Source organism: Paracoccus sp. IB05 (genome assembly GCF_016405985.1).
GTDB lineage: Bacteria > Pseudomonadota > Alphaproteobacteria > Rhodobacterales > Rhodobacteraceae > Pseudogemmobacter.
Genome location: NZ_JAEFCF010000016.1, coordinates 1 through 16941, shown reverse-complemented (window position 1 = coordinate 16941; position 16941 = coordinate 1). Strand labels below are relative to the sequence as shown.

4 protein-coding genes are annotated in these 16941 nt (G+C 64.7%); all 4 read right to left on the bottom strand.

Annotated elements, in window-relative coordinates; translation table 11 throughout:
• Positions 1 to 18: 18 nt before the first annotated feature.
• Positions 19 to 3597 carry a hypothetical protein gene (locus tag JC607_RS11950; RefSeq protein ID WP_198837156.1) on the bottom strand — a complete coding sequence of 1193 codons (3579 nt, stop codon included), beginning with the start codon at positions 3595 to 3597 and terminating at the stop codon, positions 19 to 21.
• Positions 3594 to 14573 carry an SdrD B-like domain-containing protein gene (locus JC607_RS11945; RefSeq protein ID WP_198837155.1) on the bottom strand — a complete coding sequence of 3660 codons (10980 nt, stop codon included), beginning with the start codon at positions 14571 to 14573 and terminating at the stop codon, positions 3594 to 3596. The genes JC607_RS11950 and JC607_RS11945 overlap by 4 nt, the downstream gene beginning before the upstream one ends.
• A gap of 1039 nt (positions 14574 to 15612) precedes the next feature.
• Positions 15613 to 16368 carry a ParB/RepB/Spo0J family partition protein gene (locus JC607_RS11940; RefSeq protein WP_198837154.1) on the bottom strand — a complete coding sequence of 252 codons (756 nt, stop codon included), beginning with the start codon at positions 16366 to 16368 and terminating at the stop codon, positions 15613 to 15615.
• The coding region (locus JC607_RS11935) for a hypothetical protein (RefSeq protein WP_233092878.1) at positions 16362 to 16941 on the bottom strand (580 nt) is incomplete at its 5' end. The genes JC607_RS11935 and JC607_RS11940, both read right to left, overlap by 7 nt.

Genomic DNA, 16941 nt, shown 5'->3' with positions numbered 1-16941 from the left:
TTTCTCGCCGCCGGGCTTTCAGAACTGCGTAGTGATATTGAGGAAGTATCCCTTGTCGGGGCTGTCGATTTTGCGCAGGTCGTCGGAGACCTCGCCCCAGAGATAGCCGCCTCCGACGCGGATATTGTCGCCGAAGAGGCGGTAGATGCCGAGGAGGGCGGCTTTCTCGGTGGTGTTGGAGCCCGGGGTCCAGAGGCCGCGGACCTCGGCCATCACGTCCCAGTTATGGACGATGTGGTAATCGGCGCGCAGCACGGCGAGATGCGCCTCGGAGCGTGTGAAGTCATTGCTGCCACGATCGGCGGCCTCGCGCATCCGGTAGCCGTATTTCGCGGCCAGCGTCCAGACCGGGTCGGCCTTCCAGCTGACGGCGGCGTTCAGGATATGGCTTTTCTGGCGCGGGCCGTCGACATTGCCGTCGATATTCACCTGATCCGCACCGGGCAGGTCATGAAGGTAAGTATAGCTGAAAAGCGCGTTGATCCGGTCATTTTCCACCGGGCGCCAGGCATAGCCGATGCGCGCCTCGACATAGCGGCCATCGCGGAACGAGGACTGATCGCTGTCGGAGATCACCGCATCCACCGATGAGACAAACCGCCAGTCCTCCGAGACCTTCGTCTCATAAAAGCCCGAGATGAGCCAGGTGTCGCGGTCCAGCGCATTGCCGGGGCGATCCGAAGTCTCGCGCCGCCATTCACCGCGCAGACCCGCCGAGATCGCATCGGCCTCATTGTAGCGCAGCCCGAGCGAGAGACCGCGGCGTTCCAGAGTGCTGCCATCCTCTTCGCGGCTTTCACCGAATTGCAGCGTGCCGTCATAGATCCAGCGCTCGGATGGCGTATAGCTCACGCCGTAGCCCGAAGTCAGCGAGGGCCTGGTGCCAAAGGCGCTGTAGGTCGTTTCCGACAGGTAAGACCAGCGGTCATTCACCTTCGACGTGGCGCCGAAGACAAGGCTGCCCTTGTCGCGCCCCGAGAAACTGCCGGTATCATAGCGGCGCAGCGGATCCAGCCGGTAGCCGATGGTGGTGGTGGTATTGTCATTCGGCCGGTAGCCGAATTCCAGCCGTCCGGCCCCGCCAAGACTGCCGCCCGAGGCCTCGGCCAGCAGGGTGCTGCGCTCGCTCAGCCGGATCGAAAAGCCGGCCCCGATCCGGCCGTTATCGCGCCGCGTGTCGTCATGTGCCAGCGTCGCCTGGCCAAAGCCCCAGACCGAGAGATCCTCGTCGCGCGTCCAGGTCAGGCGCAGCGCCGCATCGGTGCGTTTGCCGTAGTCCTCCGGCCGGCCGCTGGCATCGCGATTGTCATGCGCGATCTCGCCCTCGAGCTTCCAGGCCGTATCAAGGTGGTGCGCAAAGCCGATCCGCGCCTTTTCCTCGCGCCGGCCATTGTCATCCCGGATCCCCTCGCCGCCAAAGGTCAGTTCGGTGCGGGCAGAAATCGCCACCCGGCCCGACAGGCCCCAGGCCTCCTGATCATACTGGATATTGTCATCGGGCGAGGAGAACCCGGCCTCTTTGCGGTCATAGAAGGCCGCGATCTCGCCATCGAGACCGGCAAAGGCCAGGTCGGTCCTGGCCGCAATCCGCCAGGCATCGGCGCGCAGCCCCGGCAGCCCGTAGCTCGGGTTCGACGGTTCCAGATCAAGCCCGCCATTGAGCGAGAAATTCGAGGCGAATCCCGGCCCTTCGCTGGTCGCATATTCCAGCGACAGCTCGCGGCTCTCGCCGTCACGCAAGAGGATATCGACCCCCCCCAGCTCATTATCGGCCAGCCCCGTGGTCTCGCGCAGCACCGAGGCGCCAAGGCGGAGATGGTCATTCACCCAGGTCTCGCCCCGCAGCCCCGCCGTATAGCCGTCGACATTGCCGGTCGTCGGCACATATTCATATTGCGCGACCAGATTGACGTCATAATCCCCGAGCGGGTTGTTGGTCACCAGACCGTCGCCCCCGGCCGTTGCCGACAAAGGCGCGTTCAGGATCACCACGCCCTGCACCGCATTGATGCGGTAATCGGTGCCTTCCGTCAGACGGCGGCGTTCGACCACCAGCCCGGTGGTGCGCGAGCGGATCTCGACCCAGATGCTTTCGCTGTCGGACAGGATGTCCTGATGCGACAGGAAATAGGCCGAGCCCCCCGTCGCGCGCATCACATCGCGCTGCATCAGACTGTCGGCCTGGGCGGCAAAACCGGTAAAGCGCAGCTTCGCCTCGCCGTCCGGGGTGACGTCGAGCGAGCGGTATTCGCCCGAAACCCCATAAAGCGCGCGCTCGGTCCGCACGGTCAGATTCTGGTCCTCCAGCGGTTTAAAATCGCCCCATTGCAGATAGGAGCCATCTTTCTCAGCGCGCAGGAAGAACTTGCCCGAAGAGGGCGCCAGCTCGGACGTCTGGCTGTCATCGCCGAAGGTGTTGAACACATCCTCGGATTTCATCGAGCGCAGCGTCTGATCGGGATTCTTGCGGCCGAAATTGCGGAAGAGATCGCGCAGCTCCTCCTCTTGCGTGTCGACAGAGGCGGTGATCCGGGTGCCATTGGCCAGCGTGCCCTGGGCAAAGCCCGCAATACGCCCGAGCTTCCAGGTCTCACCCTCGTGGCGCCCGACCGTCACATCAACGATGCCGGTGGCGAACCATTCCGACCGCTCGATGGTGACCGAGCGGTCCATCGCCCGCCCGTCAACCGAGATCGCCACCGCATGGGTGCCGGGCGGCAGAATGCGCTGCACCACAAAATTGCCCGAGGGATCGACCGGCACCGCCTCGCCCAGGACCCTGACCGGCTGACCGGCGGGGGAATGGCCCGAAACGGTGATCGCGCCGCCCGTCACCGGAATGCCGCGCCGCGCCGTCATGTCTTCGCCTTCGCCTGCCGCAGTGACCGGGCCGGTCAGATCGGTCGGCAGGCGGCTGGCCGCGCGCGCGAGCACCAGGCTGCGCGTCTCGTCCCGCCGCCCGGCGCTGTCACTGGCGCGCAGGAAGTAGAGATATTCGCCATTGTCGCTGTCATCCCCGCTGGCGGCCGGCATGGTCCAGCCCGCCTCGCCATTGGCGGCAATCGGCACCACGGCGACGGTACGCCCCCGCGTATCGGTGATCACCACCTCGGATCGCGCGATCCAGGCCGGGTAGTTCGAGGACGCCCGGAAGGTCACAACCTCGCCCGGCACAAAGCTCTGACGCAGATCGCGGGTGGCCACCGCCAGGCGCGGCCGCGCGCCCAGCCCGTCATAGGTCAGATCGACGCCCGCAATATCCAGCAGACGGTCGATCTCGCGCAGCTCCTGCGGCCGCGCCGGAGCGCCCGCAATCGTGCGCCGCTCCGCGCCCTGCCCTGCCGAGACCCCGTCGATCGAGATCGAGAACCCGATCTCGCCCAGAGGCGGCGCGGGCTCGTTTGTGACATTGGGCTGCACCGGACGGCTGACCACCGTCCCGCCATTGTAATGCAGGCAGTCGGTGTCGAGCCTGTTGCCATCCGCCCGGCAGGCATCCTGCGCCCGGCCCTGACCCGCAAAGACCAGGGCGGAAAGGGCAACGCCGCCGGCAAGGACCGCGCGAAGGGCGGGGGATTTCAGACCGGTCTGCCTCATTGTGGTGCTCCTGCCCTCTGAACAAGGGTCTCGATATTCAACTTGTAGCTGCCATGACGCGACCACAGATTCCGGAGCGCCTTTTCGACCAGACGCAGCCGCTGTTTCGCCAGCTTCTCTGCCTCGCCCGGGGCAAGCACATAGGTGATCAGCAGCATCGAACCGCTGCCCCGGATCTCGGTCACAAGCGCGTTCAGGCCCCTGGTCAGTTCCTGGACCATCGCATCGCGGCCCTGCGCATCGGGGGCGAAGGCATTGGCCGCCAGATCGATCCGCACCAGCCGCGCCATCGTCGCGCCAAAGTCCATGCGGGTGATCATGCCCGGCGTCAGCCGCACCACACGCGGGTTCTCGGTCGTCATCCGGTACCCCGCCGGCAGCGTGCGCTCGTCAACCTTCAGCATGAAGTTCGACCCGATCGCGCGCGGCAGCGCCGCACAGGGCACATTGAAGCGGCCATGCGCATCCGTGGTGATCGCCACCCCGTTCGGCGCCACCAGCCGCACATTCGGCAGCCCGCGCTCTTCGGCATGTTTGCTCATATCGCCATTCTGATCCGTGTCATCAAACACCCGGCCCAGAACGCTCGCACATTGAAAAACCGCATCTGCCAGAACCCGCACCGCAGCTGTGGCTTCCGGTGCAAGCGGGGCGCCGGTGACAGGGTTTACCGCGAGAACACGGTTCGTATGACTGCCCGGCCGCACCGAAGAGCCAACCAGAACCCGCATCGTCCAGACCCGCACCTGACCAGGCGCCACCGTGACCGCAGGCAGCTCCAGCCGCCGCCCGTTTTCTTCCGGCTCGACCGCAACCCCGTCCAGCTGCGACGTCCCCGCGCGGTAATGGAAGCCCGCCGGCAGCGTATCGCTCAGCCGCAGCGTCACCGGCACGCCATCCGGTGATCCGGTGATCCGGATCGTATAGGGCACCAGATCGCCGACCATCGCCGTCTGGACGCCCGCAAGCTTCTCAACCACGAGACCGCCCTGGCCGAGATTGGCAACCGCCGGCGCGCTGGAATGGTCGCGGACCAGGATGCCGGCATCCGACATTCCGGTCGCATCGCCGGCAAGGGTGATTGTGCCCGATGCCACATCTGCGGCGGTGATCGTATAGGCATTGCCGGTGCAGGTAAGGAACGCCCGCGCGCCCACCGCCAGCGTGACCGGCTGACAGCTCAGCCCCGGCAGCGACAGCGACAGGCTCGAAAGATCGAGGTTCACATCCTGCAGTGCCACAGTGCCGTTATTGATCACTTCGAAGCGGTAAAGAACCTGATCACCCGGCCCCATGATCCCGTCCCCGTTCACATCGCGCAGATCCCCGACGGTGATGCTGAACCCGATAAGCGGGTAGCCAAGCGGCACCGTCACCGAAGACGGGCCTGACGGCACCGCCACCGGCGCGCCGGTCACAGGCACCCAGATGCCACTTGCCGTGGCGGTATTCTCACGTTCGGCGGCGCGGATATCGGCCTCGGTCAGCGCATAGCGCCCGGTCACGACCACGCTGGCTCCCGGCGCAAGACTTGCCACCGGATTGCCGCTGAAGTGCAGGCCCGGCAGCGGGTCATTCACCGCGACATCGCTAAGGGTGACATTGCCGGTATTCGTCAGGGTAAAGCTGTAAACGATCACCTCTCCGACCTGGGCCGAGCTGGAAATGCCCGAGGTATCGGCGGTCTTGACCAAAGTAAGCCCGCTGACACGCGGCGGATTGACGATGGTGGGCCCGTCCGTCCCGGCCTCCGTGCCCGAGAGGTCGCGGACGGTCTGCGGGTTCCCGGCGCCATCGGTATAGGTGCCGGTCGCCTCGGCCTGGTTCTCGATGGCGCTGCCGCTGTTGATGTCTGCCTGCGTCAGCGTGTAGCTCGCGCTGAAACTGACCGTGTTCGATGCCCCCGGCGCGAGACTCGGGATCGCAGTGCCGGTCAGCACAAGACCCGGCATCGGATCGCTGACCACGACATTCGCAAGCGTCACCGCGCCGGTATTGGTCACGGTAAAGCTGTAGCGGATCACATCTCCCGCCACAGGGGGCGCGCTGAGCCCCGAGAGATCGGCGCGTTTCACCAGGTCAATCGCGCCCTGCTGTGTCAGCGGCGTGCGGGTCGGATCATCGTCCCTGATCGTCGTGCCCGACCGGTCGGTGACAGGCTGCGGCGTGCCGGTGCCAGTGTCGAAGACGCCGGTCACGATGGCCTGGTTCAGGATGAAACCTGCATCCAGATCCGGCTGCGTCACGCTGTAGCGCGCGGTAAAACTGGCGGTGTCGCTGGCCCCGGGGGCAAGGCTGACCGGCCCGCCCGAAACCGTGGCGCCGGCAAGGGTCTCGGTGACTGTGATCCCCGTCAGCGGCACATTGCCGGTATTGGTGACGGTAAAGACCCAGACGACCTCGGACCCAAGCCGCAGGCTGGCCGGATCGAGGCCGGGGGCCAGCGCCTTGACCAGCGCAATTGCCGGCACGCCCGAGATCGGGGTAACGGTCGGGCCATCCACGCCGGTATCGGTGACCGAAGACGTGTCGATGCTGCCCGGGTTGCCGGGTGGCCCCCAGGTGCCGCTGGCCAGCGCGCGGTTGGTCACTGCGCCGGCGGTGATATCGCTCTGGGTGATCCGGTAGATCGCCGGGCCGACCGTGATGCTGGCGCCGGGGGCGAGCACGCCGGCGGTCAGGCTGCCGGGTTGCAGCCCGGGCAGCGGGTCGGCGACCGAAACATCGCGCAAGGTGACATTGCCGGTGTTGCGGATCGTAAAGCTGTAGCGGATCTCCTGACCCACCACCGCCGGATCGCTGACGGCCGCCGCATCGGCGGTCTTGACCAGCGCGATCCCCGGCTCCTGCGGCACAGGCACCATGGTCACGCCTGGCCCGGATGTATCTGGCCCCGAGGGGAAGACCTGCGGCGTGCCGCCGAAACCGCCGGTCGCGATTGCCTGGTTCACCACCTCGCCCGCATCAATATCGGCCTGGTCGATGTTATAGGTCGCGGTCAGCACCTCGACTTCGCCCGGCGCCATATCCCCGATGGTGAACGCGCCGGGGGTCAGCCGTGGCAGCGGGTCATCAACCACCACACCCGTCATCAGCACATTGCCGCTGTTGGTGACGGTGATCGTATAGGTGACCTGCTCGCCCGGCACCGCAGGGGTGCTGATCGCCGATGTGGCGGTTTTCACCACTGTCAGCTCTGGCAGGCGGCGCAGGGGCACCGTGATCGTGTTCGAGACGGTATCGACATCGGTGACCGCCCCCGTCACCGGATCGGTGAAGATCCCTTCGGCGGTGGCGGTGTTCACGACCTGGCCCGCCTCGATCTCCTGCTGGGTCAGCGGATGGGTCGCGGTCAGCGTGACCGCCTGCGAGGCGCCCGGCTCAAGCCTGGCGATCAGGCTGCCGGCAGGGCCGAAGGTGAGGCCGGGCAGCGGATCGTCCAGCTGCACCCCGGTCAGGGTGACATTGCCGGTATTGGTCACAACAAAGCTATAGGTGATCAGATCATCCGGACGTGGCGGATCCTGCAGGTCAGGCGCGGCCGATTTGACGACTGAAAGCGAGGGCGTCCGTGTGATCGGCAGCACTGTGTCGCCATCGGTGCCAATGGTGGTTCCCGACAGATCCGAGACAGTCTGCGGCACGCCCCCCGCATCCACACCCCAGGTGCCGGTCACTGTGGCCTGGTTGACCACCGATCCACTGTTCACATCGTCCTGCGTCAGCGTGTAGCGCGCGCTGAACGAGGTGCTGTCCGCGAGCCCCGGATCAAGCTGAGCGATGCTGCCGGTGACCAGGATCCCGGTCAGCGGGTCGGTCAGGGTCAGACCGGTCAGGCTGACATTGCCGGTATTGGTCACGGTGAAGGCATAATGCACCTCATCCCCGGCCTGCGGCGGCACCGAAAGCGTCGAATTCGCAAGGTCGATCACCTTCACAAGGTCGATCCCCGGCGCCGGCGTCAGAGGGGTATTGATCGTATCATCATCCGCAATCGTATCCTGGACCGGACCATCTGCACCCCAATTGCCGCTTGTGCTGGCGGTATTGGTGTAGACCCCGGTATTGACCTCGGCCTGGGTCAGGACATGGCCGCCCACATCCGCGAAAACCCTCACCCCGCCCGGAGCCAGGGTGAAAGCCGGGATCGGGGCATCAAATGTCAGGCCCGCATCGGTCAGGGTGATCCCGGTCAGGATCACATTGCCGGTGTTGCGGATGACAAAGCTGTAGCGGATCTCGTCGCCCTCGGCCGGGGCCGCAGGATCGGCAAAGCCCGAGATATTCGCGGCTTTCTCAAGCCCGATCTCCGGCACCTGCGGCAGGGGCAGCTGGTTGTCGGCGGAATCCGCGACCCGGCCCCCGCCCGGTCTGATGCCGGAAACTCCGGCGGTATTGTCGAGATGGCCCTTTTCGATATCGGTCTGGAGCAGGGTATAGCTTGCGGTGAAGCTGGTGCTGTCCGAAGCGCCGGGCGCCAGAGTGACCGGCCCGCCCGAAACGGTCGCGCCCGCGAGCGCCTCGGTCACGCGCACATCGGTCAGCGTGACATTGCCGGTATTGGTCACCGTGAAGCCATAGGTGACCGGGGTCGTGGCCAGCACCGGCACCGGCAGGGTCGAGGTGACGCGCTTCTCAAGCCCGATCTGCGCATTCTGGTGCAGATCAACCCGCACCGGACCTGACGAGACCGGCGGAAGGGTCGCCGTGCCGCCGCCCGCAGGATCGAAATAGCTGCCCGAGACCGAGGCCTGGTTGTCGACCCGTCCCAGATTGATGTCATCCTGATCAACCGCATAAGTCGCGCTCAGGGTCACGGCCTGGGCCGCCCCGGGCGCAAGGCGCGCGATGACATTGCCGGCGGTAAAATTCAGCCCCGGCAAGGGATCCGTGACCGTCACATCCGTCATCGTCACATTGCCGGTATTGGTGACGGTAAAGCTGTAGATGATCTCATCATTCAGAACCGTCGGGTTCTGCACGCCGGAGACATCCGCCGTCTTGAAAATGGTCAGGCCCGGAGCGGCGGCGATCGCCAGATCGGCCTCTGCCTCCGCCGTGACCGGCACATCTGTTCCGGCAGGGCCGCTGGCCACCGAGGTCACCCGCGCCTCATTGGTGAAGATCCCCGCATCGATATCAGGCTGGGTCAGGCTATAGCGCGCGGTAAAGCTGGTGCTGTCAGTGGCCCCAACCGCAAGCGGCAAAGCTCTGGAGCCCGAAAGCGTTACGCCCGCCACCAGTTCGCTGATCGCGACATTGCGGAGCGCAACATTGCCGGTGTTGCGGATCTCAAAAGCGTATTGGATCTGATCGCCCGCGCGGACCGGCGCGGTTGGCGCTGTGGCGATGGTTTTGACCAGGGCGACCGAAGGGCTGCGCAAAAGCGTCACCGGGGTCGGGGTATCATTGTCGAACCCGGTGCCCGAGCGGTCAAAGACCCCGGTGTCATGCGGATCTGTTGCATCGACCCGGGCGCTGTTGGTCAGCCCGCCTGCCTCGATATCGGCGGGCAAAAGCGCATAGGTCCCGGTCACGCCCACAGTGGCACCCGGCGCCAGCCGCAGGCCGGTCAGGGCTGCGGCATCCAGTGTGACGCCCGCCAGATCATCGGTCAGCGTGATCGCGTCCAGCGTCACATTGCCGGTATTGCGGATGGTGAAGCGGAAGCTGATCCCGTCGCCGGGCATCATCGCCGCGCTGGTATCCGTGATCAGCTCTTTCAGAAGCGCAACCGAAGGATGCGCGGGCAGCGGTGTCAGCGTCGGATTGGTATTCGGGCTGACCGGGTCATTCCCCGACGGCGTATTCGGGAAAGCGCTGCCCGAGACCGGGACCGTGCCGGCAACCGTGACCTGGTTGCGCACCTCGCCACTGTCGATTTCGGCCTGATCCAGCGTATGGGTGGCGGTGGCGGTGGTTCTTTGACCCGGGTCCAGCACTGCCAGCTCGGGCGCGGAGACCGTGGTTCGCGCCAGCGGCTCTGCGATGGTGCCGATCCGCAGCCTTGTATTGCCGAGGTTCTCGATGGAAATGGTCCAGGTGACGGAATTCCCGGGCACCGGCACCGCCGGCACCGTCGTGGCGAGTTTTGTCACCCGCATCAGATTCTGCTGATGCAGGGGCACCCGAACCTCGTTCGAGGCGGCGCTGACCGGCAGGCCGCCGGCAGTGTAAATCCCCGCAGCTGTGGCGGTGTTTACCACCACGCCCGCGTCGATGTCATTCTGGGTGACGGTGTAATTCGCATAGACCGTGACACTGTTCGCGCCGACAGTCGCGGGGGGCAATGTCCCGATGGTGAAGCTCGTGGCCGGATCGGGGGCGATCCCGGTCAGCACATCTCTGAGCACCAGATTGCGGATCGCCACATTGCCGGTATTGGTGATCACGAAGCTGTAGCGGATCGTATCGCCGACGCGCGTCGGGGTCTGGATCGTATCCGAGACCCTGGTTTTCACCACGCTCAGCCCGGGCCGGGCCAGAGTGGTCACATTTGCGGTGCTTGCCGCCGAGACGGTCCGCAATGGGCCGCCGGCGACCTGGCTCTGCGCCCAGGCCCCGACAGTCGTGGCGGTGTTTGAAATCCGACCAGTCTCGATATCGGATTGTTTCAGCTGATAACGCGCGGTGAACTGCCCTGCCGCAGTGCTGGCCCCCGGAGCCAGCAGCGGCACGGAGGTATTCGTGAGCCATTCGAGATCGGTCATCGGATCCGTGACCGTTACATTCAGCAGCGGCGTATTGCCCGAATTGGTGGCGGTGAAGGTGTACCCGATCCACTCCCCCGGCTGCGGTGGGTTTGAAAGACCGGTGATATCCGCCGTCTTTGTCAGCCGGATCGCCGGAGTGAAGGTCAGCGTGACCGAGGTCGGGCCCTGAACCCCCGGCTGCGGGGTGGCGCCATTGTTTGAATTGTCCGAGAGAGCGCGGTTCGACCATTGGCCGGTCGCAGCGCTGCTTGCATTATTGACCAGCACGAGGGTAGACCCCGGGCGCGGCACTGGCGGGTTGACATGCAGGATCAGCTGAACCGTCGCCGTGGTCTGCGCCGGGATGGTGCCACTGCTGATCAGCAAAGTCTCGGTCTGGCCGGTGAAGCCAGGATTGGGGGTCAGTGCAACACCGCTGCCCGAAGTCGTGGCCGAGATGACCGTATATTGGGACGGCTGTGGCGCCGAGGCGACCCAGGTGCCGAAATTCGGCTGCAAGATGTCCCGCAGCTGAACGCCGGTGACCGGCTCGAGGCTGTTGTTGCGCAGGCGCAGCGTATAGGTCAGGCGATAGCTGCCATCGGGCTGCAGCGCAGGCGCCGCGACCTGTTTTGCAAGCGCGATCTGCGGCACGGGGATCAGCGTGAAATCCTTGCTGATGGCCGGGGCTGCGGTGGTGGTGGTGATGCCGGTGATGGTCCGGGACCCGATCCCCCCGGTGCCGCCCCCGGCACCGGACGGGAGCGCCGACCCGACCGTATAGAGCCCGCCGCCGGGCAGGGTATAGCTCACATCATAGGTGCCCGGCGGCAGCAGGGTGAAGGAATAGGCGCCGCCGGCGGTGGTCACAGCCGTCCGGGTGAGGGGATTGTTCAGCAGGTCGCGCCCGGTCAGCGTCACGGTCACACTGCCCACCCCTGCATCCTGTGGCAGATCGCGCGCGCTGTTCTCGTTGAAATCGCGCCAGACCGTCCCCGAAACCGAGGTGCTGAGCACATTCACATTCGCCGTACCGCTATGACCCGAGGCCTCGTCAAAGGAGATCGTCTCGACATGCGCCGTATTGCTGAAGGGCTGCGGATTGGCCGAGACCACCGTCGCCCGCGCCGGAATCCGGATCGTGACACCGGCACCCGCTGCAAGATCGGGCAGGATACAGATGATATCGCGCCCGCCGGTCTGGCCGTCACAGCTGCCGGCGGTCGGGACCGGCGGCCCCGTGATGATCATATTCGCAGGCAGGCTGTCGCGCAGCACCACCTCTTCGGCAAGGCCGATCCCGATCCCTGGCTGGTTCTGCACCGTCACGATCCAGTCGAAACTCTCCAGCACATCCGGCGTGGCCTCTGACGCGGTCTTGGTCACCTGCAGATGGGCCCGTTCAAAGACCGAAGTGGTCTGGGTCGCGCTGTTATTGACCTGGGGGTCATAGGCCGCTTCGGCCGAAGTGACGCGGGCGCTGTTTGTCCAGCGGCCCCGGATCGTGCCGGTCATCACGACCTCGAACGTGGCGCGGGCGCCGACGCCCAGGTGGTCGATGGCACAGAGGATCTGCCCGCCCGCCGCGCCGATCGCAGCACCGCCCTGCGGGGTGCAGCTCAGACCGGGCGTCAGGCTGCGGATCGCATCAAGCCGCATCCCCACCCCGGGAAGCGTATCGGTGATGACCACCGCATAGGATTCAGACGGGCCGGTATTGCTGACCGAGACCGTGTAGACGGTTGCGTCATTCAGCTCCAGCGGGTCTTTGCTGTCGGTCTTGTTGATGACCAGATCCAGCGAGGGCGGCAGAATATTATGCGAGATCTCGTCGTCATTATTCGTCGTGTCGATCTCGGGCGTGGAGGTGCTGATCACCACCCTGTTGGTCACCCGGCTGTTCATCACCGAAGTCGAGGGGACCGCATTGATGGTGACCGACTGGCGGCTGCCGTTCAGAATGGTCCCGAGCGCGCAGGTCACGGTTGAACCGGCGGTGGTGAGGCCGTTGCTCAGCGCGGTCACCGGCGTACAGCTGCCCTGGCCTGGCGTAACACTGATGATCCGGAGCCCGGCGGGAAGGCTGTCGACGATCTGGACATTTTCGGCCTGCGACAGCCCGGTGCCAGGCACGATCGCCGCAATCGTGTAAATGATCGGCTGACCCGCCGGAAGCGAGGCCCCATCCGGATGCGACGCGGTTTTCTCGACCGTCACGTCAGAGCGCGGCGTGATGGCATAGCCGGCTGAGGCCTCGTTATTGCCATAGCCCGGATCGGGGGTAGAGGTGGAATAGGTCTGCGCGGTATTGACCTTTGCCCCGTCATCCCCGGCCAGAACGGTCAGCCGCAGCACCGGACAATCGGTCCCGGCGGTACAGACAGGCAGCGCCGCCATGTCGCAGCGCAGATCGCTGTAAAACGCCGCGCCCCGGGTGACGTTGCAGGTCATCCCCGCAGGAATGCTGTCCAGCGTGGTCGCCGTGGTGGTGGAGGTCGCGAAATAGAGATCCTGCAACCGGTCGAGCAGAACCACATCCTCTGCCCCGGCGCTGCCGCTGTTGATGATCTCGATGGCGAAAGAGACCGGATCGCCCGAGACATAGGGCCCGGTGCTGGTGACCTGTTTGCGCAATGAGAGATCCGCGATGCGCGGCCCCTCGCCAGCGGTTCCGCCGGTATAGACGGTGTTGTTGCTCAGATCGCGGTCGCCGTAATTCTCGCCGTTGAACCCGACCGTAAGGCCATTTGAGATATTGCCTTCGGCGAGGACAGTGGTGCGCACCGCCAGCGCCTGCGTCCTGCCGCCGACGGGCAGCGGGTGGGTCATATAGTAATCGGTCTGGCAGATGATGGTTCGCGGCCCGGTTGCGGGCGGCGTGAAATCACAGCTCCAGCCAAGGCCGGCGGGCGTGACAATGGCATCGGCCCGCAACCCGGCAGGCAGATGTTCGGTGAAGATCAGCCGCCCGAGAAAGGGGATATTGCCGTCATTCTCGGTCCAGATCTGCCAGTCATACTGATTTCCGACCACCATCAGCGCATGGGGCGGCCCGGATTTGCGGGCGATCAGGTCGGTCTGCGGCACGGCGATGTCAGTGCCGCCATCCGAGGCCTGGTTATTGTCGGGAATGACATCGGTGGTCGATGAGATCGAGGCGGTATTGACCACAGGACTGCCCGCCGTCGTCGCGGTGTTCGCGGTGGCGGTAATGGTGATCGGGGCATTATAGCCCGCCGGATCAGGGGTCGCGCTGCTGTAGCTGCACCTGACCAGATTTCCCGCCGGAGCCGGGCAGGTCCAGCCGCTGCCTGCGGCAAAGGCGCCGGTCACGGTATAATTCGCGGGCACGGTATCGGTGATCACCGCATCAAGCGGCGCATGACCCGCATGGCGCGGCGTCAGGGTGAAGGTCACCGTATCACCGGCAAAAACCAGACCGGCGGGCGAGCGGCTCTTGCTCAGTGCGACATCGGTGCCGGGATTGATCCGGATCAGGGTGCTGGCGGAATCGTTGCTGAGGTTCGGATCGGGCGGCGACAGGGGCACAACAGAGCCCGCAACCGAGATCGAGGAATCATTGGCCGTAATCACCTGGGTGGTGAAATCCAGGCTCTGCACGCCATTGACCGGGATCGGGCCCGGCAGAACGCAGGTAATCAGCGCGCCGGATATCGAACAGCCCGCCGGCAGCACGACACCACTGGCCGAAAACCCGCTCGGCAGGCTCATCTGGAACTGGCCACCATTGGCGCTGTAGGGGCCAAGATTGGTCACCGTGGCAGTGATCGTGGCATAGGCGCCTGCCTGAACCACCACCGGCCCGCTCAGCCCAAGCGAGAGATCGGCGCCCTCGGTGACGGTTGTGGTCTCGGAGACCGTGAGCCCTGCCGTATTGATGGCGCCGGTGAAGGTGAGGATATCCGCCGTTGTCGCGCGCAGGATGACCGCGCCGCTGATCGCCGCGCGCGGGGCAAGCGAGGGGACATCGCAGGTGACCGATGCCGGGCCGGTGACTTCGGGCGCGGGGCTGCAATTTTGCAGGCCGCCACTGGTGCCCAGATAGACAGTTTGCGGCGGGATTGAGAAGGTGACGGTGTCGGCTGGCTCTCTCAGATTGCCGCCATTCGCGATCCGCACCGTATAGGAAATTTCGCCTCCGGCCGGGACGGGATCATAGCCGATATCGGTGATGTTGAGCGCGAGATCCGCCCGGGCAAGCCCCGCAGAAACGCCGAGGACCAAAAAGGCGGTCCGAATAATCGCACCAAATGCGAAGGCCATAAGCCGGCTCCCGTACACAACACACTACAGCCGGATGAAACGCAGTCGCGTTAACGTCGTCGCAAAACGTTAACCCTGACAAAAATCAGATGGCCTGACGACGACCCCCTGAAACCACCTGCTCACACCCGAACGTTCTTCTTTTTTCGCAATCCTGAACGCGATCATGCCCAGAAGGCAATCATTCATGCCAAATTGTCGGATTTATGAGTTAATTTGATCACGGTCTGTCTGATTGTGTGGACGCGTAGGAAACCCTCCTTGCAATTGAGCGGCCTGAACAGGGGCGGGACGGGGAATGGACCAGGGAAGTATCAGAAAATCATACGTTATTTGTAATTTTTTTCTGCATCACTGACCAGAACCGCCCTGGATTGGCGTCACCCCCGCCGCCGCCGCTCCAGATGCATCTCATGCTGAGAGGCCTGCATTCCCGGCATGGGGCCTGGCCCTGAACCGCTGACGAAATTGCGCAAAGGGAAGGATTGCACTGGCACCAGAGGCAGCGATGGCGAGTGCCCGGCAGGGTGCCGCAAAGCCGTTCGGCTGTGGCCGCATCTGGCGGCACGGCTTGCGGAATGTCATCCCGCAGCACCGGACTGATGCATCCTGGACCGGGATCGCAGCGACGCTGGCATTCAGCTCACCGCGTTCAGGTGTTTGTTTGTGGCCCGAAGGCCAGCGCCGAATTCCCCGAACAAAAGGGGAGGCGCGCTGCCGGGATATCCGAGGCCGACCCGAAGCTGCCAGTCGACCGGGGGCACTGCTGGCTTCGCATCAGCGCGTTCGAGGTGCAGACAGAGCGCCCTGGCGGTCAATGTCTGCTTTGGCGTGGGAGAAACTGGCAGGAAGGTTTCACCGCCCTGGCGATTGCAACGGATGACCAGTGGCCACCCAACCGTGTTGTCGCGACAGTCGCGTGGGCCGATGCCCTGATGCGCTGTCTCGGACCGCTCTTGGGGGGCGGCTCCGGCTGATCATTTTCGTTGCAGCCCATCAATTCGTTCCCGAACCCCATGAGAACACCCGCGTCAGTTTTTCAGGGCACAGCAATCGCGCATTCCGGCCCGGGCATCTGGCCTGCCGTATATTGGTCCAGCGTCCGAATGTGATCCGTATCACGCTCACCGAAGTCGCCGCCGCCGCCGTGCCTCCGGTTGCAAAATGGACCCGTGGCCGCGCGAATGCGACCGCTGCCCGTAGAGCGCGCCAGGTGACCGGCGTGCCGCAAACCGCGCCCGGCGCGCTGGAGCGGATCCTCCTCGCCAGCATGAACCGTCATGCGCGAGGCCATCCTGGCCAAAGGCATCTGGCCGGTCTCGACCGCGATCAGCAATCGTTCCTCACCATTGGCGATCAACGCGCCGATTTCATGGACATAAGCCAGGGACAGCCCGGTCTTGTCCGCGATCTGATGGTCCGAATAGCCCCGGTCGCGCAGGATTGCGATATCCTGCAAAAGCTCGGGCGGCCGCTGCTGGCGCCGGGCGATGTTCTCGATCACGCTGCGCAGAAGCCGTTCTGCTTCGTCAGCGTCCATGACAATGGTCGGAATACGGGTCTCCCCAAGGGCGACATAAGCCTCCATCCGGCCCTGACCGCAGACCAGCCGATAAGAAACGCCTGCCTCACCATCGATCCGGGCAACGGTGATCGGCTTTTTCAGCCCGACCTTTCCGATACTGTCCACGAGTGCGCGGAAGGTCTTTTCCGAGCGTTCGCGCGGGTTTTTCACGCTGATTGCGGAAATCGGGATGGTCCGTACCTCGCTCAGCGTCTTGACCTCGCTCACCATGGGGCGACCTCAGCAACCGGAACCCGCCGGCCGATGTCGAAGAAGAAATCCAGCGTCTGAAATCGGAAAGCGTCCAGCATCAGGCCATTCTCCTCTGCAAGCCCCAGGGGTTTGCGCCGCATCTCGAATTGGGGCAGCAGGTCATAGTCGAGTGCGGCGGTGTGCGTTCGGTCCATCCGGATGGCGATGGTGATGTCGGGGCTAAGTCCCGTATCGAAGCGGATTTTCCAGCGCAGGCCGCCTGCGGTGGTTTCGCGGCAGCAGGCGACAACGACGGAAGTGGTGAATTCGCCGCAGATCGTCAGCAGATCGGTCGCCGGATTGCGCGCTACGGTACCGCCAAGTCGGATTATTTCCCGGATCACGCGGTCCACCTCGTCGCCGTGGAACAGCCGCAACATGCGGTTGACCTTGACCTGCGCCCCGGTCGTCCCTTGTTCATAGCGAGAGTCCTTGGGGTTGTGCTCTGCTCCCCTGGTCTGGACCGTTTGAAGCTTGAGTTTCGCGGCTGGGGTCATGGGGGCGGGCTGGTTGCGCCACCGGGAATGTGCAGGTCGATCGGTACGTTGTATC